Here is a 22,188-nt window from a genome sequence, read left to right on the forward strand (position 1 = left end):
CCTCCCCTCTCGGGGCGTCGCCTACCCACCGGCGGACGGGATATGTCTACCCGGCCGTGTCCGGGCCGTCCTGCTCGGCGAGGAAGCGCTCGAACTGGGCGCCGAGCTCCTCGGCGGTGGGCATGTCCTGCGATTCGGCGAGCAGGTTGTCGCGCTCGGCGGCGCCGGCGAACGCGTCGTACTGCTGCTCCAGGGCCCGTACGACCTTCTCGACCTCGTCGTTGCCGTCCACCTGCTCGGCGATGTCGGCGTCGGTGGCGGCGGCGGCCTCCCGGAGCCGCTCGACGGGCAGCACGAGCCCGGTGACGGAGACGATCGCGTCCAGGGCGGCGACGGCGGCGGCCGGGTAGGCGGACTGCGCCAGGTAGTGCGGGACGTGGACGGCGAACCCGACGGCGTCGTGGCCGGCCTCGCCGAGCCGCAGCTCCAGCAGCCCGGCGGCGCTGCCGGGCACCTGGACCTTGTCGAACCAGGAGTTGCGGGTGATCAGCTCGGGCCGGGTGGCGTGCGCGGTGGTGCCGACGGGGCGGGTGTGCGGGACGCCCATCGGGATGCCGTGGAAGCCGACGACCAGCCCGACGTCGAGCCGTTTCACCAGGTGCAGGATGGACGCGGTGAAGCCCTCCCACAGCCGGTCGGGCTCGGGGCCGGACAGCATCAGGAACGGGCTGCCGACATCGTCGCGGAGCAGCCGCACGACCAGCTCGGGCGCCTCGTAGGAGGCCCAGTGGTCGCGGTCGAAGGTCATCGGCGGCCGGCGGGCGCGGTAGTCGATCAGGGAGTCGACGTCGAAGCGGGCGATGACGCGGTGCTCCAGCGCCTCCAGGAGGTGCTCCCGCACGAGCTGGCCGGTGGACCCGGCGTCCACGAAACCGTCGAGGCTGTGCAGCAGCACCGGACCCGTCATCTCCGGCAGGTCGCCGTCAAGCTCGTACAGATCCTCAGGGTTCAGCAACTTCTCCCCCACCTCCACGTGTCCTGCGCACAACACTAGGACATCTGGAGGCTCATCCCCGGTTCGGACGTGACGCCGGTCACGTGCCGGGCCGGGCGGCGTCGCCCTGGAAGACGCGGCTGGGGAGGAAGTCGTCCGGGTGGAGGGTGGTGAGGTCGTCGCGGCCCACCTCGCCGGCGGCGAGGAGGCGGCCGGCGTGGCGGAGGCGGGCGCGTTCGATGGCGTTGCGGACGGAGCGGGCGTTGGCGAAGCGGGGCTGCTCGCGGCGGCGGGCGAGGTAGTCGCGGAAGACCGGTTCGGCCTCGGGGGCGAGGGTGTAGCCATCGCGGGCCATCATCAGCCGGCCGATGGCCTCCAGCTCCTCCGGTTCGTAGTCGGGGAAGTCGATGTGGTGGGCGATGCGGGAGCTCATGCCGGGGTTGGACGCGAAGAAGGAGTCCATGCGGTCCTTGTAGCCGGCGAGGACGACGACGAGGTCGTCCCGCTGGTTCTCCATGACCTGGAGGAGGGTCTCGATGGCCTCCTGCCCGTAGTCGCGCTCGTTCTCGGCCCTGTAGAGGTAGTAGGCCTCGTCGATGAACAGGACGCCGCCCATGGCCCGTTTCAGGACCTCCTTGGTCTTGGGGGCGGTGTGGCCGACGTACTGGCCGACGAGGTCGTCGCGGGTAACGGAGACGAGGTGGCCGCGGCGGACGTAGCCGAGGCGGTGCAGCAGTTCGGCGAGCCGGACGGCGACGGTGGTCTTGCCCGTCCCGGGGCTGCCGGTGAAGCACATGTGCAGGCTGGGACGTCCCGAGTCGATGCCGAACCGGGCCCGGACGCGGTCGACGAGCAGCAGCGCGGCGATCTCGCGGATGCGGGTCTTGACCGGGGCGAGGCCGACGAGGTCGGCGTCGAGGGCGTCCAGGACGGCTCCGGCCTGCGAGTCGTCGCGTTCCCTGGCGAGGTCGACCCGGGCGCCGGGCGGGAGCGGCTCCCCGGCGTCCTCCACCGGGGAGCCGTTCCGGCGCATCCCGAAGCCGGGCCGCTCGGTCAACGTCCCGCCCCGTAGCGGTCGCCTTCGGGACGGTCGAGCGCGTAGGGGTGCAGCGTGTACCGGACGCGCCGGTCGGACGTCTCGGTCCGGTCGAGCCGGAAGCCGGGCTCCTCGGCCGGGCGCTGGACGATGAACTGCAACGCGGTGGTCTGCCGTCCGTAGCGGGCGTCGTAGGCGCTCAGCCGGATGTAGTGGTGCGGGTACGCCGTGCGGCACTCGTTGATCTCGTAGAGGACGCCGGCCGGGTCGGCGAGGTCGAACATCGGCAGCCCCCACATCTCCCAGTAGGGGTTGCGCGGGTGCGGGTCGTCGGTGAACTCGACCGAGCACGGCCAGCCCTGGCCGAGCGCGTAGGCGATCTGCGCGGCGATGTCCTCGTCGGTGAGGTCGGGCAGGTAGGAGAAGGTGCCTTGGGTGATCCGCATCAGATGCTCACCGGGGTTTCGACGACGTCGGGGGTGTCGGTGGACTCGTAGGTGAAGGTGATGTCGCCCCAGGTGGACAGGGCGATGTCGAGCTCGCGGCTGTGCTTGGCGGCGGCGCGCAGGATGTCGGGGCCCTCGGCGAGGTAGTCGCGGCCCTCGTTCCGGGCCTTGATCATCGCTTCGAGCGCGACGCGGTTGGCGGTGGCGCCGGCGGCGATGCCCATGGGGTGGCCGATCGTCCCGCCGCCGAACTGGAGGATCGAGTCCTCGCCCAGGTAGTGCAGGAGCTGGTGCATCTGCCCGGCGTGGATGCCGCCGGAGGCGACGGGCATCGTCCCGGGCATCGACGCCCATTCCTGGTCGAAGTACAGGCCCTTCACCGGATCGGCCTCGACCTTGTTCAGGCGGAGCGTGTCGTAGTAGCCGCGGACGCTGTTCGGGTCGCCTTCCAGCTTGCCGACGACCGTCCCGGCGTGGATGTGGTCGACGCCCGCCAGGCGCATCCACTTGGCGATGACGCGGAAGTTCACGCCGTGCGTTTTTTGCCGCGTGTAAGTGGAGTGCCCCGCGCGGTGCAGGTGCAGAAGGACGCCGTTCCTGCGCGCCCATGCGGCCATCGACTGGATCGCCGTGTAGCCGATCGTGAGGTCGATCATCACGACGACGCTGCCGAGCTCCTTCGCGAACTCGGCGCGCTCGTACATGTCCTCCATCGTCGCGGCGGTGACGTTGAGGTAGTGGCCCTTGACCTCACCGGTCGCGGCCTGGGCCCGGTTGACGCCCTCCATGCAGTAGAGGAATCGGTCCCGCCACCGCATGAACGGCTGGGAGTTGATGTTCTCGTCGTCCTTGGTGAAGTCGAGGCCGCCGCGGAGCGCCTCGTAGACGACGCGTCCGTAATTACGCGCGGACAGGCCGAGCTTGGGCTTGACGGTCGCTCCCAGTAGCGGACGGCCGAACTTGCCGAGGTACTCGCGTTCCATGACGATGCCGTGGGCCGGCCCCTGGAACGTCTTCACGTAGTGGGGCGGGATTCGCATGTCCTCCAGGCGCAGCGCCTTGAGCGCCTTGAATCCGAAGACGTTCCCGATGATGGACGACGTCAGGTTCGCGATCGACCCTTCCTCGAACAGGTCGAGGTCGTAGGCGATGTGGGCGATGAACTGGTCGCCCTGCCCCGGGACGGGTTCCACCTTGTAGCACTTGCCCTGGTAGTTCTCGTAGGACGTGAGCCGGTCCGTCCACACGACCGTCCAGGTCGCGGTGGACGACTCGCCCGCGACGGCCGCGCCGGCCTCCTCCGGCGGCACGCCCCGCTGGGGGGTGATCCGGAAGGCGGCGAGGATGTCGCTGTCCTTCGGCTCGTAGTCCGGACGCCAGTAGCCCATCTCCGCGTAGGGGATCACGCCCGCCGACCATCTGCCCGAGCTCATCGCCGCTCTCCTTCAGCCTGGAGCCTCGTGGAACCGTGACGGGTCGAGCTTCGCGGCCCGACACTTGCGCTGTCCATCAAGTGTTCTACGGTGACCATCAAGCATTCGCTTGACCATGCTGCCTGTGGGAGGCGACCCCCCACGCCCCGAGCCGACTTCGTCGGGATTAGGAGGCCGGAAGCGTGACGGAAGCACGGCTGCGGACGTTCGTCGCGCTCGCCGACACCGGGTCCGTGCGGGCGGCGGCGCGGCGGCTGTACGTGACCGAGTCCGCGGTGTCGGCGGCGGTGGCCGCGCTGACCCGCGATCTCGGCGTCCCGCTCGTCCGCAAGCAGGGGCGCGGCATCGGCCTGACCGCGGCGGGCACCGCCTACGCCGGGTACGCGCGGCAGGTGCTCGGGCTGCTGGAGGAGGGGCGGGCCGCGGCGCGCGGCGCGGCCGATCCCGGCCGCGGGACGCTGCGGCTGGCGGCGGTCACGACGGCCGCCGACCAGCTCCTTCCCGAGCTGCTGGCCTCGTTCCGGGAACGGTGGCCCGAGGTCGAGCTGACGCTGGAGGTGGGGCCGCGCCGCCAGGTCTGGAGCAGCCTCGCCGCGCACGAGGCCGACCTCGTGCTGGCCGGCCGTCCCCCGGCGGGGGCCGCGGCGACCGTGCTGGCGAGGCGCCCGAACGAGCTGGTCGTGGTCGGCGCGCCGGACGTCGCGGCCGGGTTCGACCTCGCGCGCACGCCGTGGGTGATGCGCGAGCCGGGCTCGGGGACGCGGGCCAGCGCGGACGCCTACCTGGCCGAGCGGGAGACCGCGCCGCCGCGGCTCGTGCTCGGCTCGAACGGCGCGGTGGTCGCGGGCGCGGCGGCGGGGCTGGGGGTGGCCCTGGTGTCGCGGGACGCGGTCGGCGCCGAGCTGGAGGCGGGGCGGCTCGTGGTGGTCGGCGCGCCGGGAATGCCGCTCGACCGGCCGTGGCACGCGGCCTCCGGGGCCGCGCCGACGCCGACGACGCTGCTGTTCGTCCGGCACCTGCTGGACGCGCCGGGCTGGACCCCCGCTAGGGCAGGCTCCACAGCGACACCGACAGCAGCCCCAGGCTGACCGCGATGAGGACCATCGCGACGGACCGGCCGCCCTCGTCGCCGGGCACGCCCCTCCTGCGGGTCACCAGCACCAGGAACCACGCGAAGAACCCCGCGGCGACGACGTCCATCGCCACGGCGAGCCCGGTCACCACGCCACCATCCGCATCACCGGAGCAACCCTAGAGGAGTGCGGTCCCTCACATCGGCGTGCCCGTGCACACGCCGAGGCCCGAAAACGACAGAATCGGGTTCGGAACCGTGAAAGGGGCCCTCATGACCGCCGAACGCCCGTACGACGTCGTCCTGTTCGGCGCCACCGGCTTCACCGGCGCCCTCACCGCCGAGTACCTGGCCCGGCACGCCGGTCCGGGCACGCGCTGGGCGCTCGCCGGCCGCAACCGGGCGAAGCTGACCGCCGTCCGCGACCGGCTGGCGAAGCTGAACCCCGCGTGCGCCGACCTTCCGCTGCTGCACGCCGACACCACCGACGCCGCCTCCATCGAGGACGTCGCGACGTCGGCGCGTGTCGTCATCACGACGGTCGGACCCTACGTCCGGTACGGGGAGCCGCTGGTGGCGGCATGTGCGCGCGCGGGCACGGACTACGTCGACCTCACCGGCGAGCCGACGTTCGTCGACCGGATGTACGTCGAGTACCACCGGGAGGCCGTGCGCAGCGGCGCCCGGATCGTGCACGCCTGCGGGTTCGACTCGATCCCGCACGACCTCGGCGCCTACTTCACGGTCAAGCAGCTCCCGGAAGGCGTCCCGCTGCATGTGGAGGGGTTCCTGCGCGTGCGCGGGGACGCGTCCGGCGGCACCCTGCACTCGGCGGTCGGCATCTTCGCGGACGCCGCGGGCATGGTGCGCGCCGAGCGCGAACGCCGCAAGGTGGAGGAGCCGCCCGCGGGCCGCAGGGTCCGCATCTCGCGGCGCCCGGCGCCGAAGGCCCGCATCGGCGGCGGCTGGACGCTGCCGCTTCCGACCATCGACCCGCAGATCGTCGTCCGGTCGGCGGCCTCGCTCGACCGGTACGGGCCCGACTTCTCCTACGGCCACTACATCGCGGTCCGGCGCCTCGCCACGGCCGCCGGGATGGCGGCGGGCTCCGGCGCCCTCCTCGCGCTCGCCGCGCTCCCGCCCACCCGCAACCTGCTGCTGCGGCTCCGCACGCCGGGGGACGGGCCGTCCGAGGAGCAGCGCGCACGCCACTGGTTCCGCATGACGTTCGTCGGCGAGGGCGGCGGCGAGCGCGTCGTCACCGAGGTCGCGGGCGGCGATCCGGGCTACGGCGAGACGGCGAAGATGCTCGCCGAGTCGGCGCTGTGCCTCGCCCACGACGACCTGCCCGCGACGTCCGGCCAGGTCACGACCGCCGCCGCGATGGGCGACGCGCTGACCGACCGGCTGGTGAAGGCCGGGATCACCTTCCGGGTGCTGGATCCGGCGTGACCCGGCGGCGGCCGGGGATCGGGACGACCGCCTCCACGGTCGTGCCGGCGCCCGGACGGCTCGTCACCGTGAACCGCCCGCCGAGCAGCTCGGCGCGCTCCCGCATGCCGCGCAGCCCGTAGGAGTCGGGACGGCGGCCCCGGCCTCCCTGCGCGAGCACGTCCCGGATGGAGAAGCCGGCCCCGTCGTCGGCGACCTTCAGCCGGACCCGGTCGCGGGAGTGCTCCAGCAGCAGGTCGACGCGGGTCGCGTCCGCGTGCCGCAGGCTGTTGCCCACCGCCTCCTGCGCGATCCGGTACAGGGCGGTCTGGACGTGGTCGGGCAGCTCGTCCTCCAGCTCGCCCTCGACGGTGACCGTCACGTCGAGCGGGCCGGACGGGGCGCCCGGCCCGTCCCCGGCCTCCCGGGCTAGCGTGGCGAGCGCCGCCGACAGGCCGAGATCGTCCAGGACGGGCGGGCGCAGGCCCCCGATCGCCGCGCGGGTCTCGGCCGCGGCCAGCTCGCAGAGCCGCCGCGCCATCATGATCTGCGCGAGCCCCTCGGGATGGTGCTCGGGGATCGCGCGCTCGGCCGCCGACAGGTGGAAGCCGAGGCTGGCGAGCCGCTGCGCGACGCCGTCGTGGATCTCGCGGCTCAGCCGCGACCACTCGGCCTCCTGCGCCTCGACGGCCCGTTCGGCGAACCGCTCGGCCGCGTGCTCGCGCTCCCGGGCGGCGCGCAGCCGCCGGCACGAGGACAGCACCGGCGCGAACAGCCCGGCGAGCGCGGCGGCGAGCGCCAGGTCGCCCGGCGGGCACGGGCCCGCGGACCGGACGTCCACGACCGCGATCACGGCGCCCTCGTCGTGCACGGGGATCGCGGCGCCGCGCCCGTCCCGATGGGCGCGGACCCGGCCGTGCGCGGCGGCCCGGCCGGCGTCCCCCTCCCCCAGCGGGACGGCCGCGCCCGGCCGTTCGAGGACGCGCCCGTCGTCGTCCAGCACGTAGACGTCGCAGAACGTGAGCGCCTCCGCGGACCGGACGACCAGCTCGGCCAGCCGCTCGGCCATCCCCGGCAGCTCGCGGCCGGAACAGGCCACCCCCGCGACGCGGACCAGGAGGTCGCCGCCGCGCCCGGCGAGCAGCTCCAGCGGGGCCGTCACCGGAACAGCCCCTCCCGCAGCGCGACCGCGATCGCCGCCGACCGGTCGGTCACCTCCAGCTTGCGGTACAGGGCGCGCAGGTGGCTCTTCACGGTCTCCTCGCTCAGCACCAGCCGCGCCGCGATCGCCTTGTTCGACAGGCCGCCGACGAGCAGCGACAGCACCTCGCTCTCGCGCTGGGTGAGGCCCCGGTTCGCGCCGGGCCAGAACTCGCCGCGGGTGAGGCGCGCCGCGGTCACCGCCATCCGGCCCGCGAGCGTCGGGTCGACGACCGTCTCGCCCTGCGCGACCTCCTCCAGCCGCCGGACGAGCTCCGGGCCGTCCACCCGCTTGAGCAGGTAACCGCCCGCCCCGGCCCGCAGCGCCTCGAAGACGTACTGCTCGTCGTCGTACACCGACAGGAACACCACCCGCGACTCCGGCACCCGGCCCGTGATCAGCCGGCACAGGTCGAGGCCGCTCTCGGGGCCGAGCCGCACGTCCAGCAGGACGACGTCCGGGCGCAGGGCGGTGACCAGCCGGGCCGCCTCCTCCCCCGTCCCCGCCTGCCCGACGACGCGCACCCGGCCGGAGAACCCGGCCAGCATCGCGGTCAGCCCGGCGAGGATCATCTCGTGGTCGTCCACCAGGACGACGCGTACGGGGGCGCCCATCCCGGCACGATAACAACCGGAAGCTACTCATCAGTAGCCGTGCCGGGGAAGGCGTCCCGCGGGTTCACCCCCGCTCTCCCCTGTTTGGGGGAAGAACGGCCCGGCGCCCCCGCCTACGCTGCACCACGAAAACTGAATTCCGCAGGACGGAGGAGCCAGGTGCCCCATCGGATCGTGCATATGCTCCGGGCGCGCGGGTCGGGCCGCCGCCCCGTCATGCTCGCCATCGCGGGGGACAGCGCGGCGGGCAAGACCACGCTGACCAGGGGGCTTGTGCGGTGTCTGGGGGCCGACCGGATGACCGCGGTGTGCGTGGACGACTACCACCGCTACGACCGCGCCGAACGGGCCGGCAGGCCGTTCACGGCGCTGCACCCCGACTGCAACCACATCGACGTCATGGAGCAGCACCTGCAGCTGCTGTCCATGGGCGAGCCGATCCTCAAGCCGGTGTACGACCACGCGACCGGGAAGCTCGTCCGGCCGGAACTGGTCGAGCCCCGCGACTTCGTGATCGTCGAGGGGCTGCTCCCGCTGCACACCCGGCTCGCGCGGGCCTGCTTCGACATCACCGTCTACCTCGACCCGCCCGAGCCGCTGCGGCACTCCTGGAAGGTCCGCCGCGACTGCGAGAAGCGCGGCTACAGCCCCGAGCAGGTCATGGCGGAGCTGGCCCGGCGCGAACCGGACAGCGCCGCCTACGTCCGGCCCCAGCGCAAGCACGCCGACATCGTCGTCCGGTTCGCGCCGGTCGCCGGCCGCCTCGACCCGCCGGGGACGCCCCTGTCGGCGGAGCTGCTGCTGCGTCCGACCATCGACCACCCCGAGCTGGCGGACGTCCTGGACGGCGGCGCCGGCGACACCGGGACCGCCATGCACCTGCGGCTGCACCGCGACACCGACGGCCGTCCCGTCGACGCCCTGCACGTGCACGGATACGTCTCGCCCGAGGAGTCGCAGGTGGTCAAGAAGGCCATCTGGGAGCGTCTCGGCCCCCGCGCCGGCACCGGTCTCCCCGACCCCGGCGCGCTCGGCCGCCTCGGCGACTCCGGAACCAGCGACCCCCTCGCCATCACCCAGCTGCTCCTGCTGTACCACCTGCTCGACGCAGACCACCGGCAAGCAGCTTGAGCGAAGCGAACCGGGGGGTGTGGGGGGTCGCCCCCCCACAAAGCACACGCTTGAGCGAAGCGAACCGAAGGGCGTGGGGGGGCGCCCCCACAGAGAACACGCATAACGCGCTTGGCTCCGCGTGTGCGCGGGGAGGCCCCGGGGCTTCGGACCTGTGCCCCGGGCCGCGCGCTCGCGGCCACCGGGAGAGCGCCCATGCGGGCGCGCGGGGCGCTCTCCCGGTCCCTCACAGCTCGTGCCAGGGGATCTCCGGGCGGTCGGGGGCGACCACGGCGAGGGACTGGCCGCCGCGGATGCGCTCGTCCGGGAGGGCGGTGAGCCGGAACCGGGCGTTCGGTCCGTGCGATTCGCCGACCGCGAGCAGCGTGCTCCCCCGGTGCAGGAGGAAGACCGCGACGTCGAGGCGCGACCACTCGCCGGCGTCCTCGGGGACGTCGACGCGGTAGAGCGTCCCGTCGCTGTCGAGCGTGCTCGCGAGGTTGTGGTAGATCGCCGCGACGCCCGGGTTGCGGATGGCGACGGCGACCACGGCGGGGTCGTCGATGTCCACCGGCTCGATGTCGGTGCTGATCAGCTCCAGCGCCTCGGTGATCTCCGCGCGGCGGCCGCCGTCGCGCACCCCCGCCAGCAGGTGGACCGGAGGCGCGCCCTTCCGCCGCAGGTAGGCCGCGACGCCGAGCATCACCCGGACGGTCTCGTCGTCGGAGTGCCCCACGACCACGGCCGTGCGCGCGTGCTCCATGCACGCCCTCTCGTAGGCGGTCTCGTCGAACGCGACGACGTCGTACAGGTCGGGATCGGGGTTCTCGCCCGCCAGCTGCCCCGGCCAGAAGACCGTGACGACGGGCGTCCGCGCGAAGTCGGGGTCGGCGCGGAGCTGGCCGATGACGGCGCGCAGGGCGTCCCGCTCGTATCCGACGATCACGACGTGCCGCCGCCTGTGCAGCCGCGCCTGCCCGCTCGCCTTCATGGTCCTGCCCTTCGCCATCCAGAGCGTCAGCTCGGCGAACAGCACGAGCCCCGCGGTGAGACCGGCCACGATGATCAGCACGCCGCCGATCCGGCCGCCGACCGTCTCCGGCGCGAGATCGCCGTACCCGGTGGTGGTGCCGCTGACCAGGAAGTACCAGATGTACTGGGACGGGTTCTTGAGATCCGCGCCCGGCTTCTCGAACACCGCGATCAGCAGCCAGCCCAGCAGGAACGCGCCCGCGAGGACGAGCGCGGGCACGCGCCAGGACCGCCCGGTGATCCGGTTGACCAGGCGTAGCAGGACGATCGGCACCCGCGAAGCGTCGCAGCAGGCGAAACACCCCGTCAAGACCGGACGAGGCGTACGAATCGGACGCCGCCCTCGGCGCCCGGATCAGCCGGCCGGGCCCCGTTTCAGGACGCGCGACAGCGCCGCCGCGACCTCCTCCGACAGGCCCCCGTCGGCGGGAGGCTGCGCGCCCGAGTGCACCAGGTCGGCGTCGCCGAGATCATCCCGGACGGCGTCGCGGGTGTGCCCGCAGTCGCGGCACTCCACCTCTCCGAGCCGGCAGACCAGGGCGGCCGAGCCGCACGCCGCGCAGCGGTCCAGGGCGTCCGCCCAGTCGTGGACGGCCTGGCAGGCCGGGCAGACCAGTACCTGGTGGTCGGCCCGCACCCCGCGCTTCCACGGGCTCGCGCCGCGCACGGGGTCGGTCTGCCGCGCCCCGCAGCGGAAGCAGGGCATCACACCTCCAAGGGTGCGGGGGACCGGTTCCGGCCATCCGTTCCGGATGGTCTCGGACGGCACCGGAACCGGTCCGTTTCGCTCAGAGTTCGGCGAGCGCCTTGCGGTACTCGCCGATGTCGCGTGCGTCCGGAATGGCGTTCACGACCTTCCAGCGCACCACGCCCTCGGTGTCGATGACGAAGGTGCCGCGCAACGCCAGCCCCTTCTCCTCGTCGAACACTCCGTAGTCTCGTGCCGTCCCGCCGTGCGGCCAGAAGTCCGACAGCAGCGGGAAATCGAATCTCTCCTGGTCGGACCAGGCCCGCAGCGCGAACATCGAGTCGACCGAGACCGCGAGCACCTGCACGTCGTCCGGATCGCCCAGGCTGGGCAGTTCGTCCCGGATCGTGCACAGCTCGCCCGTGCACACGCCGCTGAAGGCCAGCGGGTAGAACACCAGGACGACGTTCCTGTCACCGCGGAAGCCCGACAGCCTCACCGGGGCGCCGTGCTGGTCCCTCAGCTCGAAGTCCGGCGCGGCATCGCCTACGTCGACGGCCAAGAGTGGCTCCAGCCCCGCCGCTACTTGCGGACCTTGGGCGCGACCAGCCGCGTGCCGGACCATTCCTTGGCGGCACTGACGCTGCTGGTCTGCGACAGGCCGGCGGTCTGCGCCGCCTCGCCGATGTCGCTCGGCTCCACATGCCCGTCCCGGCCCGCCTTCGGCGTCAGCAGCCAGATGTTGCCGCCCCCGGTGAGCGGGATCATCGCGTCGGTCAGGCCCTCGAACAGATCGCCGTCATCCTCGCGCCACCACAGCAGCACGATGTCGACCACGTCCTCGTAGTCCTCGTCGACCAGCTCGTTCCCCGTGAGTTCCTCGACGGAGCGACGAAGCTCCTCGTCGACGTCGTCGTCGTAGCCGATCTCCTGCACCACCTGGCCCGCCTTGAGGCCGAGCCGTTCGGCCAGGCTGCGCTCAGACTGCGCCTGACCCGCGGTCGCGCTCACGAAAGTCCTCCCATTGTCGTCAGTCCGCACGGTGCCGTGCTCGTGTCCTTCCGACCCCCCGAGACGGGTGGCCCGTCCGCACCTGCGCGGTGTTTGCGGGACAGTTCACACAAGTGAGGCCCCGTTGCGCAAGTGTCTTCCCGGCATTTGGTGGCCTCATCGACCCGAATACGGAGATCGCCGTCACCGCACGTCCACGGAGGGTGATAGGCCTCAACTCATCCTTTGACGAAAGACAACCGAACCTGGCGCTCCGCATTGTCCACGTTGAGGTCGACCAGGGCCACCGACTGCCACGTGCCGAGCGCGAGGCGCCCGCCGACGACCGGCAGCGTCGCGAACGGCGGGACGATCGCGGGCATCACGTGCGCCCGCCCGTGCCCCCGCGACCCGTGCGCGTGGCGCCACCGGTCGTCCGCGGGCAGCAGGTCGCCCAGGGCCGCCAGCAGGTCGTCGTCGCTGCCCGACCCCAGTTCGATGATCGCCACGCCGGCGGTGGCGTGCGGGACGAAGACGTGCAGCAACCCGTCGCCGCCCGCCGACGCGGCGAACCGCTCGCATTCGGCCGTGATGTCGTGCACGGCCTCGCTGGTACCGGTGGACACCCGGACCACGGTGCTCTCCATGATCCCCGGTGTACCCGATCGGCGCCGCGGAACGCGTCCGCGGCGGCGCGATCTCCGGCCGCCCGTCTGCTCAGCGCGAAACCTGCTCGCGGGGCTCGATGACGGCGTCCGGCCCCGGGTAGACCAGGGTCTCGTGGCCGTCGTCGAACCGGACCAGGTACGGCGGGCCGCCGTCCTCTCCGCGTACCTCGATGATCTCGCCCGTGCGGTCCGGCTGCCCGACGACGTTGCCGTGGACGTGCAGCCGGTCTCCGATCCGTCCGTTCATCATTACTCCCCATGTCGCCGGAAAAACGACTCTCCACAGGGTGGGTACCCCGGTTGACCGGGGAGAATGGTTACCGGTTGGTAGAGATGCGTTAGCCGTCGTAAACGGCGACGATGGATCACGAACCGAGGCGACAACAGTCTGCCGGGGACCGACCGCCTCCCGCTCGGTGGCGCGCAGGTCTCACCAGCAAGGACGGTAAGGACAGAGGGGACCCCGTGGCTTCCGGACGTCAACGCTTTTCGATCATCAGCGACGGGCTGCCGAGCCAGCTGCCCGACATCAACCCGGACGAAACCCGGGAATGGCTGGAGTCGCTGGACACGGTCATCAAGACAGAAGGCCGCGGCAGGGCGCGCTACGTGATGCTGCGGCTCCTGGAGCGGGCGCGCGAGCAGCAGGTCGGGGTGCCCGGCCTGCGCAGCACCGACTTCATCAACACCATCCCGCCGGAGTCCGAACCCTGGTTCCCCGGCGACGAGCACGTCGAGCGGCGCATCCGCGCCTACATCCGCTGGAACGCGGCGATCATGGTGTCCCGGGCGAACCGGCCCGAGCTCGGCGTCGGCGGCCACATCGCCACCTACGCCTCCGCCGCGTCCCTGTACGAGGTGGGGTTCAACCACTTCTTCCGCGGCAAGGACCACGGCGAGTCCGGCGACCAGGTCTTCATCCAGGGCCACGCCGCCCCCGGCATCTACGCCCGCGCGTTCCTGGAGGGCCGGCTGCCCGAGGACAAGCTCGACGGGTTCCGGCAGGAGCACTCGCACCCGGGCGGCGGCCTGTCGTCCTACCCGCACCCGCGGCTCATGCCGGACTTCTGGGAGTTCCCCACGGTGTCCATGGGCCTCACCGCGATCGACTCGGTGTACCAGGCGCGCTTCAACCGCTACCTGTACAGCCGCAAGATCAAGGACACGTCCCGGTCGCACGTGTGGGCGTTCCTCGGCGACGGCGAGATGGGCGAGCCGGAGTCGCTCGGCGCGATCGGCCTCGCCGCCCGCGAGGAGCTCGACAACCTCACCTTCGTCGTCAACTGCAACCTGCAGCAGCTCGACGGCCCGGTGCGCGGCAACGGCAAGATCATCCAGGAGCTGGAGTCGTTCTTCCGCGGCGCCGGCTGGAACGTCATCAAGGTCATCTGGGGCCGCGACTGGGACCCGCTGCTCGCGCAGGACGTCGACGGCGTGCTGGTCAACCAGATGAACACCACTCCCGACGGGCAGTTCCAGACGTTCAGCGTCGAGTCCGGCGAGTACATCCGGGAGAAGTTCTTCGGCGCCGACCCGCGGCTGCGCAGGATCGTCCAGCATCTGTCGGACGACGACCTGCGCAAGCTGTCCCGCGGCGGGCACGACTACCGCAAGGTGTACGCGGCGTTCAAGTCGGCCCGCGAGCACGTCGGCCAGCCGACCGTCATCCTGGCGCACACCATCAAGGGCTGGACGCTCGGCTCCGACTTCGAGGCCCGCAACGCCACCCACCAGATGAAGAAGCTCACCAAGGCGGAGCTGAAGGAGTTCCGGGACCGGCTCTACCTGGACATCCCCGACTCGGCGCTGGAGGCCCCGCTGCCTCCCTACTACCACCCGGGCGAGGACTCCGACGAGATCCAGTACATGCGCGAGCGCCGCGCCGCCCTCGGCGGGTTCCTGCCGAAGCGGGTCGTGCGGGCCAAGCCGCTCAAGCTGCCGGGCGACCCCGTCTACAGCGAGATGAAGAAGGGGTCCGGCAAGCAGAACGTCGCGACGACCATGGCGTTCGTCCGGCTGCTCAAGGATCTGATCAAGGACGAGAACATCGGCGCCCGGTTCGTGCCGATCGCCCCGGACGAGTACCGCACGTTCGGCATGGACTCGCTCTTCCCCACGTCCAAGATCTACTCGCCGCAGGGGCAGACCTACGACGCGGTGGACCGCAAGCTGCTGCTGTCGTACAAGGAGTCCGAGAGCGGCCAGATGCTGCACGAGGGCATCAGCGAGGCCGGCTCGATGGCGTCCACCATGGCCGCGGGCACCGCGTACGCCACGCACGGCGAGCACATGATCCCGGTCTACATCTTCTACTCGATGTTCGGGTTCCAGCGGACCGGCGACCAGATGTGGGCGCTCGGCGACCAGATGGGCCGCGGCTTCCTGCTCGGCGCCACCGCCGGACGCACCACCCTCACCGGCGAGGGCCTGCAGCACGCCGACGGCCACTCCCCGCTCCTCGCGGCGACGAACCCGGCGTGCGTCCACTACGACCCGACGTGGGCGTTCGAGCTGGCGCACATCGTCAAGGACGCGCTGCGCCGCATGTACGGGACGTCCGAGGAGCACCCGAACGGCGAGGACGTCTTCTACTACCTCACCGTCTACAACGAGCCGTACCAGCAGCCCGCCGAGCCCGAGAACCTCGACGTCGACGGGCTCCTCAAGGGCCTGTACCTGTACCGGGGCGCGCCCGAGGTCACGTCCGGGAACGGCGAGACCCCGCGGGCGCAGATCCTCGCGTCCGGCGTCGGCGGCCGGTGGGCCCTGGAGGCCCAGCGCCTCCTCGCCGAGGACTGGGGCGTCGCCGCGGACGTCTGGTCGGCGACGTCGTGGAACGAGCTGGCCCGCGAGGCCCGCGCCTGCGACGAGTGGAACCTGCTCAACCCCGACGCCGAGCAGCGCGTCCCCTACGTCTCCCGGACGCTCGACAGCGTCGCCGGGCCGATCGTGGCGGTATCGGACTTCACCCGCGCCGTACCCGACCAGATCGCGCCCTGGGTCCACGGGGACTTCTCCTCGCTCGGCACCGACGGGTACGGCTTCTCCGACACCCGCGCCGCCGCCCGCCGGTTCTTCCACGTGGACGCCGCGTCGATCGTCCTCGCGGTGCTCACCCGGCTCGCCCGGCACGGCGAGGTCAAGCCGGAGACGCTGTCCCAGGCCATCAAGCGCTACCGCCTCGACGCCGGCGTCAGCGACGTCTTCGCGGGCGGCGTGGGCAGCGCCGAGAGCAACACCGGCGGAGACGCCTGATTCACCCCAGGTGATCGCGGAGGTGTAGGCCGCGATCACCGGTGAAGGGCCCCGGGACGGTTCCCGGGGCCCTTTCGCGTTCCAGGTCAGCGCGCCGGGGGCGTGAACACGGCGAACTCGTTGCCCGACGGGTCCGCCAGGTGGGCGAACTTCAAGCCGTTGCCCGTCGTGGTGGCGGGCGCGGTGACCTTGCCGCCGTGCTTCTCGGCCTCGGCGCAGGCGGCATCCACGTCCTGGACGAGGACGTAGAAGATCGCGTGGTTGCCGGACGCGTCGGGCATGTGCGCGATGCCGCCGCTGGGGATGTCGGCCTCCGGGTAGTTGATCAGGTCGTAGCCGTCTTCGTCCGGGTCGAGGTTGAACTGCCAGCCGAACATGTCGCCGTAGAAGCGGCGGGCCTCCTCGGGCGCGTCGGTGCCGACCTGGAACCACGCGACGGTGTTGAACGCGGGAACACTCATGGATCTCCTCCTTCGAACGCTGTGGGCACCAGCTTCCGGGAGCGTCCCGACAACCCCCTGTCGGTGTTTGCGGGCAAGATTCCACACGGCGAAGGGAACCGTGCCCAGACGATGGTGCGGTCGCCGTCCGTCCGGAATCCCCAGGCCTCCGCGAGGGCCTCGACGATCCTGAGCCCGCGCCCGCCCTCGGCCCCGGTCTCCGCCTTGACCCGCGGCCGCCCGCCGCCCGCGCCGTCGTCGGCGACCTCCAGCAGGTAGTAGTCGCCGCCGCCGAGCAGGCTGACCGTCACCCGTCCACCCTTGCCCGAAGCCGTGTGGGTGATGGCGTTGCAGACCGTCTCGCTCCCGACCGTCACCAGGTCGTCCAGCGCGGGATGCCCCGGAGGCAGCAGGTCGCGCAGGAACCGCCGCGCGAACCCCACCGACCGCCGGACGCCGGGCAGCGTGAGCGTGCCGAGCACGACCAGCCCACCGCTCACCACGCCGCCACCCACGACACACCACGCCGGACCGCCGGCGTCCTTCTCGTCTCGGACGCTTCCATTCGCGCGTCTCCCTTCGATTCGGAGTCGCCCGCAACATTCACCGCCCGAAGTGCTCGTGTCGCCCGCCCTGAACGTTTCCCGACTGAACGTTCAATGCGCCGCGATTCCGTGTACGCACGACCACACAGAGTGACACGCTGGAGAGATGCCTTCCGGGAACGCCCCCACCGTTCGCCAGCGCCGGATCGGCTCGGCGCTCCGCAAAGCCCGCGACCGCCACAACCTGACCGTCGCCACCGTCGCCCGCCGCTTCGGCCGCTCGCAGGGCTGGATGAGCATGGTCGAGAACGGCCTCCAGGTCATCTCCCCCGACGAGCTCAACGACCTCCTCGACTTCTACGCCATCGAGGACGGCCCCCTCCGCGAGTCCCTTCTCCACCTCGCCACCCACAAACCCGGCCGATGGGTGCGAGAACGAGTTGGTCGTATATCCGCCGCCGCTCTGGACCTGGCCAGTCTCGAAGAAGACGCTGCCGAGATCCGCAATTTCGAGCCCAGCATCGTCCCTGGACTCCTCCAAATCCCTGACTACACCCGCAAACTCATCGCCGTCGGCCCCGCGAAACACTCACGGAACGCCGAGACGCTGGTCGATTTCCGGCTGTCTCGTCAACGGGTACTGAGCCGTCCCGACCCACCCCGCTACATGCCGATCATCGCGGAGGCGGTCCTCCACAATCAGGTCGGCGGCGACCCCGCGCTCCTGCGCGCTCAGGTGCGAAGGCTCTCCGAGGTCGGCCGCCTCGATCATGTAGAGCTGCGCGTGCTCCCCAGCGCCGCCAGCGAACACTTGTGGTTCGGCAGCCCGCATCTCCTCATCTCCCTGCGCCCGCCTGGCCGGCTCACCGTGTCCGTGATCGACCGGTTCACCCAAAGCTTCTTCGTCGAGGAAGAAAACGAGGTCGCAGGCCACGAGGAAACCTTCGAGTTGCTGCGCTCGGCGGCCCTGAGCAGAACCGCTTCGCTGAAACTCATAGACGAGATAGCGTCGGAATCATGAACGCCCCCGACCTGAGCCAGTCCCTCTGGCGAAAGAGCACCCACAGCGGCGGCGACGAGGGCAATTGCGTCGAGATCGCCAACCTGAACGGCCGCATCGCCTTCCGCGACAGCAAGAACCCCGCCGCCGGACACCTCGCACTCACCCGCGAGAACTTCGCCGCCCTCCTCGCCCGCCTCACCGCGCAGCCATGACCACCACATCCCGCTGGCGTAAGAGCGCTCACAGCGGCGGAGCCGAGGGCGAATGCGTCGAGATCGCTGCCCTGAACGGCCACGTCGGCATCCGCGACAGCAAGGCGCCCGCCGCTGGGCATCTCGTCCTCTCCCGTCAGAGCTTCGCCACCCTCCTCGTTCGGTACGCCGGACGGTCGTGAGCAACCCGCTCCGCTGGTGGTCAGTGGGCGGGCGGTGCCGTTCGTTCGGTCTTGAGTTCGGGGGTGGCCGCGAGTAGGGCACCCGTTGTGGAAGTGGGTGCGGGCTTGGGCCTTGCCAGGCCGAAGCCTGTGAACACGGCGGCGGCCAGGGTTATGGCGGCGGCGGCCACGAAGGCGGTGTTGAGGCCGGTCTCGAAGGATGCGCCGCTGGATTCGCTGGTGCGGACGATCGCGCCGAGCACCGCCACGCCGAGCACCGCGCCGATCTGCCGGGTGGTGCTGCTGACACCCGATGCGAGGCCGCCCTCCTGCGGCGCGACCGCCTCGATCGCGGCACCGGTCAGCGGGGACATCGTCAGGGCGAAACCGGCGCCGACGACAGCCAGCCGCCACCACATGTTCCCGTAGCCGGTGTCGGCGTGCACCTGGCCCAATGCGAGCAGCCCCGCTCCGGCCAGCGCCAAGCCGATGCTGACCACGATCCGGAAGCCGTACCTGGCGGCGAACCGGCCCGCGAACGGGCTGACGACCACCATGGCCAGGGTGGCGGGCAGGGTCTGGAGGCCGGCGCGCAGGATCGAGTCGCCCTGGACGTACACGAAGAACTGGGAGAAGAAGAACGACGACCCCATGAGCGCGAAACCCACCACGATCATCGCCGTGTTGGACACCGTGAACAGCCGCTGACGGAACAGCCGCAGCGGCAGCATCGGCGTCGCACGTCGCCCTTCGACCACGATGAAGGCGGCGAGCAGCATCACCCCGGCGGCGAAGCCGCCCAGGATCAATGGTGACGTCCAGCCTCGGGAACCGCCCTCGATCATCCCGAAGGTCAGCGCTCCCACGCCTAGCACGGACAGGACCGTCCCCGGAACGTCGATCGCGGGGGCGCTCGGATTGCGGGACTCACCCAGGACGCGCAGGCCGAGCGCCAGCAGGACGGCGCCGATCGGCACGTTGACCAGGAAGATCGCAGGCCAGCCGAAGGCCTCCGTCAGCACGCCGCCGGCCAGGGGTCCGGCGGCCAGCCCGATACCGCTCAGTCCGGCCCACAGCCCGATCGCCTTGACCCGCTCCTGCGGAACGGGATGGGCGGCGGCGAGCAGGGCCAGCGAGGCAGGGCTCAACGCCGCGGCCCCAATGCCCTGCAGCACCCGTCCGCTGATCAGCCAGCCGAGCGAGGGCGCGACCGAGCACAGCACGGACGCGGCGGTGAAGACCGCGACGCCGGCCAGGAACACCCGCTTGCGGCCGAAGCGGTCGGCGAAGACGCCGCCGGACAGCAACAGCATCGCGACCAGCAGCACGTATGCGTCGACGATCCATTGCAGGCCGGTCAATTCGACATGCAGCCGCCGCTGCATGTCGGGCAGCGCCGCACCGACGATCGTGTTGTCGAGCAGCACCATGAACTGCCCCAGGCACGTCACCGCGAGTAGGGCCGCCCGGTTCGGCCGCGTGCCCGCGGCCGCAGGCGACGCCGCCCCCGTCGGGTTCTCGTGTGTCAACTCCCCGTCCCCTCACTAACGCAGTTTCTCACTGCGTTAGTCGGACCATAAGGCAGCTCGCCTCGTAAACGCAAGCGGTGACTGCGTTAGGGTGAGAGCGTGGAGGAGCAGCAGCGAGCCCGGCGGCCCGGCGGGCGCAGTGCCCGCGTCCGCGCGGCGGTGCACGAGGCGGTCACGGACCTGGTGAACGAGCGCGGTTACGGCAACTTCACCGTCGGCGAGGTCGCGGGCCGCGCGGGCGTGGCCGACACCAGCGTCTACCGCCGGTGGGGCAACCTGGAGAATCTGCTCGCGGACGTGGTACTCGCGCGCCTCAACGAGCGGTCACCGATGCCCGACACCGGGAGCCTGGACGGCGACCTGCGCACCTACGCGGCCAACGTGGCCCGTGAGATCACCGGACCCGACGGCTTGGCGGTGCTGCGCCTGGTCATCGCCCTGTCCGGCAAGGGCCAGGAGGGCCTGCGAGCACGTGATGACTTCCTCGCCGAACGCAACCGGCAGCTGCAGTCCATGCTCGACCGCGCCCGCGAACGCGGCGAGAACCCACCCGACGCGCTCGGCGTGCTCGACCACGTCATGGCGCCGATGTACATACGCGTCCTGTTCGACGTGGGCCCCCTCACCCCGGACTACGTCGACGGGCTGGTCGACCGGTTGCTCTCCCACGGAGGCTCGGCGCAGGCGCCGTCCACGCCGCGGAAGTCCCGGTAAGCGGACTTCACCACGGCGCTGGCCCGCGCCGGTTTCCGGGAGTACGAGATCGAGGGCGTGCATGAGCCCGCCCGGCGGCCCAGCGAGTACCTCTACCTACGATGGCGGGAGGGGCGCTGGGTCGTCGGGCTCTGCGAGCGCGGCGTATACGTCCCCATTCGCCGTTTCACCGACGAAGAGCGGGCGTGCCGCTTCTTCTACGGCCTCGTCACCTCCTCAAGGCCACCCCCACCGCCGGATGAAACCCCGACCGTTGAGGAACTGAGGCAATCGCAGGACATCGCATGGGAGGAATACCGCCGCGCCCACGACGCCAAGGGAAACGGCGAGCCTCCACCAGACGGGGCCGGGTAGGTGCATCCCCACCGGCTTCCTTGAAGGCCTCACGGGCTTGCCGAGCTGCGATCATGTAGGCTCTTGGGACAATTGATGATCTTCACGCTCAACGATGGCCGGCGGCCCCTTCAGGCCCCTGGGCTCCCCACAGGGGTTGAACCGATGCAGGATCCGCTCATGGCTTCCGATGCCGGCACCATCGTCGAAGTCGGGCACGTTGTCGGCCGGGTTTCCGAGGTCGACCCTGGCGGACGGTATGTGGCAGTCGCACGGGGTGGGATCGTGACGGTTCATGATGCCGATGCCGGGCTGAACGCGGTGATGTCCTGCGCACCGACCGAACCGTTCCACCAGCTTGCTGTTCATCCCGGCGGGGAGAGCATCGCCGTGCTCGGCGGGGAGGGCTTGACGGTCGAGTTGTGGCGATCCGACGGCACGGTGCAACGGTTGCCGGATCGCGAGGCAGAGCGGGACGGCGCAGCGGACAAGGGCCGACGCGGATCCTCGGCCTTCGACTGGGCAGAACGCGGCTGGCTTCAGTTCACCGCCGACGGCGAGTACCTGATCTTCGGGGAAAGCTCGCCGGAGGGCCGTGCCCGGTTGCACCTGCTCGATGCGGCGACGCTGGCGCGCATCGACGATGTCTCGACCCTGCAAAGCGCCACGGGTGATGTGTTGCTCGAAGACTGGGGCGAGGGGGTGGTGGCCGGCTGTGCGGCGGCGCCGTCGACCGCAGTCGCCTTCGCGGCCTGCTCCGGCGATGACACCGTGGTCCTGGCCGTCGCCGAGGTGGTGGAAGATCGGTTGCGGCTGTACGGGGCCGTGCCCGGCCAGACACCGCTCGCCGGCGGCATCCCCGGCGAACGGGTGATGGGGCTCGCGTTGCCGGCGTCGGGTGAGCTGGTGGTGCTCGACTCCGACGAGTTCCTGTCGGCCATCCACTTGCGTGACCCCGCAGCAGGAACACGTTGCATGACCAGTGGCCGCTGGCTTCTCCGGGGTCACGATGGCGAATCGCTTCCGTTGCTCGCCACCAGGTATGGCGCTCTGGGGGCCGGTGACCTGACAATCGGCTTGAACGGTCCCTTGTTCACCCGGGGCCGGCTGCTGGCCATGGCAGTCGAAAAGGAGCGGCGAATAGCGGGCGGCTGGGACTGGCGAACCGTCGGCTTGGTCTTCCTGGACGTTCAGACCGGTCAATGGCTCGATTTCCTGGAACTGCCCGGGACGGAGCACCACGAGCGGGTTCTTATTGACAACGGCATCCTCTATCAAAATGGTGAAGAACGGACGAAGATCTTGCGGTGGCTGCCGCCGTCAGAGTTCGGCGCTTGAGTA

25 protein-coding genes are annotated in these 22,188 nt (G+C 71.2%); 9 read left to right on the forward strand and 16 right to left on the reverse strand.

Going from position 1 to position 22,188, the window contains the following annotated elements; all coding sequences use genetic code 11:
* Positions 1 to 46 precede the first annotated feature (46 nt).
* From ABGB11_RS25665 to ABGB11_RS25680, 4 genes are all read right to left on the reverse strand, one after another.
* Entirely contained in the window at positions 47 to 955 is a 909-nt protein-coding gene (locus ABGB11_RS25665) for a PAC2 family protein (RefSeq protein WP_347636609.1), read from the reverse strand.
* A 79-nt stretch (positions 956 to 1,034) separates the two neighbouring features.
* Positions 1,035 to 1,991, reverse strand: coding sequence for a CbbX protein (cbbX, locus tag ABGB11_RS25670; protein ID WP_347636611.1), 957 nt, complete (start codon positions 1,989 to 1,991; stop codon positions 1,035 to 1,037).
* Positions 1,988 to 2,416, reverse strand: a complete 429-nt coding sequence (locus ABGB11_RS25675; RefSeq protein ID WP_347636612.1) for a ribulose bisphosphate carboxylase small subunit — start codon at positions 2,414 to 2,416, stop codon at positions 1,988 to 1,990. The genes cbbX and ABGB11_RS25675 overlap by 4 nt, the downstream gene beginning before the upstream one ends.
* On the reverse strand, positions 2,416 to 3,849 hold the full coding sequence (locus tag ABGB11_RS25680) for a form I ribulose bisphosphate carboxylase large subunit (RefSeq protein WP_347636614.1): 1,434 nt from the start codon (positions 3,847 to 3,849) through the stop codon (positions 2,416 to 2,418). Before ABGB11_RS25680 ends, ABGB11_RS25675 begins: the two co-directional genes overlap by 1 nt.
* Positions 3,850 to 4,031: 182 nt before the next feature.
* Between ABGB11_RS25680 and ABGB11_RS25685 the strand changes: the two genes are divergently transcribed.
* A complete protein-coding gene (locus ABGB11_RS25685) occupies positions 4,032 to 4,937 on the forward strand; it encodes a LysR substrate-binding domain-containing protein (RefSeq protein WP_347636615.1) in 906 nt (301 codons plus the stop codon).
* On the opposite strand, the gene ABGB11_RS25690 is transcribed toward ABGB11_RS25685, so the two are convergent.
* A complete protein-coding gene (locus ABGB11_RS25690; RefSeq protein WP_347636616.1) occupies positions 4,894 to 5,070 on the reverse strand; it encodes a hypothetical protein in 177 nt (58 codons plus the stop codon). The genes ABGB11_RS25685 and ABGB11_RS25690 overlap by 44 nt on opposite strands.
* Positions 5,071 to 5,194: 124 nt before the next feature.
* Here ABGB11_RS25690 and ABGB11_RS25695 point away from each other — a divergent pair, with 124 nt between their 5' ends.
* Positions 5,195 to 6,373 carry a saccharopine dehydrogenase NADP-binding domain-containing protein gene (locus tag ABGB11_RS25695; protein WP_347636618.1) on the forward strand — a complete coding sequence of 393 codons (1,179 nt, stop codon included), beginning with the start codon at positions 5,195 to 5,197 and terminating at the stop codon, positions 6,371 to 6,373.
* Here the strand turns inward: ABGB11_RS25695 and ABGB11_RS25700 are convergent.
* Together ABGB11_RS25700 and ABGB11_RS25705 are read right to left on the reverse strand one after the other, a co-directional pair.
* A complete protein-coding gene (locus ABGB11_RS25700; RefSeq protein ID WP_347636619.1) occupies positions 6,345 to 7,514 on the reverse strand; it encodes a sensor histidine kinase in 1,170 nt (389 codons plus the stop codon). The two genes, ABGB11_RS25695 and ABGB11_RS25700, sit on opposite strands and share 29 nt — an antisense overlap.
* Entirely contained in the window at positions 7,511 to 8,167 is a 657-nt protein-coding gene (locus tag ABGB11_RS25705) for a response regulator transcription factor (protein ID WP_347636621.1), read from the reverse strand. The genes ABGB11_RS25700 and ABGB11_RS25705 overlap by 4 nt, the downstream gene beginning before the upstream one ends.
* 159 nt (positions 8,168 to 8,326) lie before the next feature.
* Between ABGB11_RS25705 and ABGB11_RS25710 the strand changes: the two genes are divergently transcribed.
* Positions 8,327 to 9,298 (forward strand): phosphoribulokinase, encoded by a 972-nt coding sequence (locus ABGB11_RS25710; RefSeq protein ID WP_347636622.1) that lies wholly within the window; start codon positions 8,327 to 8,329, stop codon positions 9,296 to 9,298.
* 226 nt (positions 9,299 to 9,524) lie between these two features.
* Here ABGB11_RS25710 and ABGB11_RS25715 read toward each other — a convergent pair whose 3' ends face one another.
* The 6 genes from ABGB11_RS25715 to ABGB11_RS25740 form a co-directional block, all read right to left on the reverse strand.
* A complete protein-coding gene (locus ABGB11_RS25715; protein WP_347636623.1) occupies positions 9,525 to 10,583 on the reverse strand; it encodes an ion channel in 1,059 nt (352 codons plus the stop codon).
* An 81-nt stretch (positions 10,584 to 10,664) separates the two neighbouring features.
* On the reverse strand, positions 10,665 to 11,015 hold the full coding sequence (locus tag ABGB11_RS25720; protein WP_347636625.1) for a hypothetical protein: 351 nt from the start codon (positions 11,013 to 11,015) through the stop codon (positions 10,665 to 10,667).
* Positions 11,016 to 11,097: 82 nt separating this feature from the next.
* A complete protein-coding gene (locus ABGB11_RS25725) occupies positions 11,098 to 11,559 on the reverse strand; it encodes a peroxiredoxin (RefSeq protein WP_347636626.1) in 462 nt (153 codons plus the stop codon).
* 20 nt (positions 11,560 to 11,579) lie between these two features.
* Complete coding sequence (locus ABGB11_RS25730; RefSeq protein WP_347636627.1) at positions 11,580 to 12,008, reverse strand: DUF3052 domain-containing protein; 429 nt, start codon at positions 12,006 to 12,008, stop codon at positions 11,580 to 11,582.
* 218 nt (positions 12,009 to 12,226) lie between these two features.
* Complete coding sequence (locus tag ABGB11_RS25735) at positions 12,227 to 12,634, reverse strand: YjbQ family protein (RefSeq protein ID WP_347636629.1); 408 nt, start codon at positions 12,632 to 12,634, stop codon at positions 12,227 to 12,229.
* Between the two features lie 70 nt (positions 12,635 to 12,704).
* Complete coding sequence (locus ABGB11_RS25740) at positions 12,705 to 12,902, reverse strand: DUF1918 domain-containing protein (RefSeq protein ID WP_347636630.1); 198 nt, start codon at positions 12,900 to 12,902, stop codon at positions 12,705 to 12,707.
* Between the two features lie 218 nt (positions 12,903 to 13,120).
* Here ABGB11_RS25740 and aceE point away from each other — a divergent pair, with 218 nt between their 5' ends.
* On the forward strand, positions 13,121 to 15,910 hold the full coding sequence (gene aceE / locus ABGB11_RS25745; RefSeq protein ID WP_347636631.1) for a pyruvate dehydrogenase (acetyl-transferring), homodimeric type: 2,790 nt from the start codon (positions 13,121 to 13,123) through the stop codon (positions 15,908 to 15,910).
* Between the two features lie 86 nt (positions 15,911 to 15,996).
* On the opposite strand, the gene ABGB11_RS25750 is transcribed toward aceE, so the two are convergent.
* Both ABGB11_RS25750 and ABGB11_RS25755 read right to left on the reverse strand, forming a co-directional pair.
* On the reverse strand, positions 15,997 to 16,371 hold the full coding sequence (locus ABGB11_RS25750; protein ID WP_347636633.1) for a VOC family protein: 375 nt from the start codon (positions 16,369 to 16,371) through the stop codon (positions 15,997 to 15,999).
* Positions 16,368 to 16,850, reverse strand: a complete 483-nt coding sequence (locus ABGB11_RS25755; RefSeq protein WP_347636634.1) for an ATP-binding protein — start codon at positions 16,848 to 16,850, stop codon at positions 16,368 to 16,370. The genes ABGB11_RS25750 and ABGB11_RS25755 overlap by 4 nt, the downstream gene beginning before the upstream one ends.
* 211 nt (positions 16,851 to 17,061) lie before the next feature.
* On the opposite strand from ABGB11_RS25755, the gene ABGB11_RS25760 reads away from it, so the two are divergent.
* Genes ABGB11_RS25760 through ABGB11_RS25770 form a run of 3 tightly spaced genes read left to right on the forward strand, consistent with a single transcriptional unit; the run spans position 17,062 to position 18,292 of the window.
* The gene (locus ABGB11_RS25760) at positions 17,062 to 17,916 is read left to right on the forward strand and encodes a helix-turn-helix transcriptional regulator (RefSeq protein ID WP_347636635.1); all 855 of its coding nucleotides are present in this window, start codon (positions 17,062 to 17,064) and stop codon (positions 17,914 to 17,916) included.
* Positions 17,913 to 18,110, forward strand: a complete 198-nt coding sequence (locus ABGB11_RS25765; RefSeq protein WP_347636637.1) for a DUF397 domain-containing protein — start codon at positions 17,913 to 17,915, stop codon at positions 18,108 to 18,110. Before ABGB11_RS25760 ends, ABGB11_RS25765 begins: the two co-directional genes overlap by 4 nt.
* Complete coding sequence (locus ABGB11_RS25770; protein WP_347636638.1) at positions 18,107 to 18,292, forward strand: DUF397 domain-containing protein; 186 nt, start codon at positions 18,107 to 18,109, stop codon at positions 18,290 to 18,292. Before ABGB11_RS25765 ends, ABGB11_RS25770 begins: the two co-directional genes overlap by 4 nt.
* Before the next feature lie 20 nt (positions 18,293 to 18,312).
* Here ABGB11_RS25770 and ABGB11_RS25775 read toward each other — a convergent pair whose 3' ends face one another.
* A complete protein-coding gene (locus ABGB11_RS25775) occupies positions 18,313 to 19,800 on the reverse strand; it encodes a DHA2 family efflux MFS transporter permease subunit (protein ID WP_347636639.1) in 1,488 nt (495 codons plus the stop codon).
* A gap of 99 nt (positions 19,801 to 19,899) precedes the next feature.
* On the opposite strand from ABGB11_RS25775, the gene ABGB11_RS25780 reads away from it, so the two are divergent.
* On the forward strand, positions 19,900 to 20,514 hold the full coding sequence (locus ABGB11_RS25780; RefSeq protein WP_347636641.1) for a TetR/AcrR family transcriptional regulator: 615 nt from the start codon (positions 19,900 to 19,902) through the stop codon (positions 20,512 to 20,514).
* 429 nt (positions 20,515 to 20,943) lie between these two features.
* On the forward strand, positions 20,944 to 22,185 hold the full coding sequence (locus ABGB11_RS25785; RefSeq protein ID WP_347636642.1) for a hypothetical protein: 1,242 nt from the start codon (positions 20,944 to 20,946) through the stop codon (positions 22,183 to 22,185).
* Positions 22,186 to 22,188 lie beyond the last annotated feature (3 nt).

Origin of the sequence: Actinomadura sp. B10D3 (assembly GCF_039871695.1) — a bacterium.
Taxonomy (GTDB): domain Bacteria; phylum Actinomycetota; class Actinomycetes; order Streptosporangiales; family Streptosporangiaceae; genus Spirillospora; species Spirillospora madurae.

Bases quoted from the DNA above. Each gene is read 5' to 3' on its own strand.
- ABGB11_RS25675 (WP_347636612.1), bottom strand. From the start codon at position 2,416: ATGCGGATCACCCAAGGCACCTTCTCCTACCTGCCCGACCTCACCGAC.
- ABGB11_RS25680 (WP_347636614.1), bottom strand. From the start codon at position 3,849: ATGAGCTCGGGCAGATGGTCGGCGGGCGTGATCCCCTACGCGGAGATG.
- ABGB11_RS25695 (WP_347636618.1), top strand. From the start codon at position 5,195: ATGACCGCCGAACGCCCGTACGACGTCGTCCTGTTCGGCGCCACCGGC.
- ABGB11_RS25705 (WP_347636621.1), bottom strand. From the start codon at position 8,167: ATGGGCGCCCCCGTACGCGTCGTCCTGGTGGACGACCACGAGATGATC.
- ABGB11_RS25720 (WP_347636625.1), bottom strand. From the start codon at position 11,015: ATGCCCTGCTTCCGCTGCGGGGCGCGGCAGACCGACCCCGTGCGCGGC.
- ABGB11_RS25735 (WP_347636629.1), bottom strand. From the start codon at position 12,634: ATGGAGAGCACCGTGGTCCGGGTGTCCACCGGTACCAGCGAGGCCGTG.
- ABGB11_RS25740 (WP_347636630.1), bottom strand. From the start codon at position 12,902: ATGAACGGACGGATCGGAGACCGGCTGCACGTCCACGGCAACGTCGTC.
- ABGB11_RS25750 (WP_347636633.1), bottom strand. From the start codon at position 16,371: ATGAGTGTTCCCGCGTTCAACACCGTCGCGTGGTTCCAGGTCGGCACC.
- ABGB11_RS25760 (WP_347636635.1), top strand. From the start codon at position 17,062: ATGCCTTCCGGGAACGCCCCCACCGTTCGCCAGCGCCGGATCGGCTCG.
- ABGB11_RS25765 (WP_347636637.1), top strand. From the start codon at position 17,913: ATGAACGCCCCCGACCTGAGCCAGTCCCTCTGGCGAAAGAGCACCCAC.
- ABGB11_RS25770 (WP_347636638.1), top strand. From the start codon at position 18,107: ATGACCACCACATCCCGCTGGCGTAAGAGCGCTCACAGCGGCGGAGCC.
- ABGB11_RS25785 (WP_347636642.1), top strand. From the start codon at position 20,944: ATGATCTTCACGCTCAACGATGGCCGGCGGCCCCTTCAGGCCCCTGGG.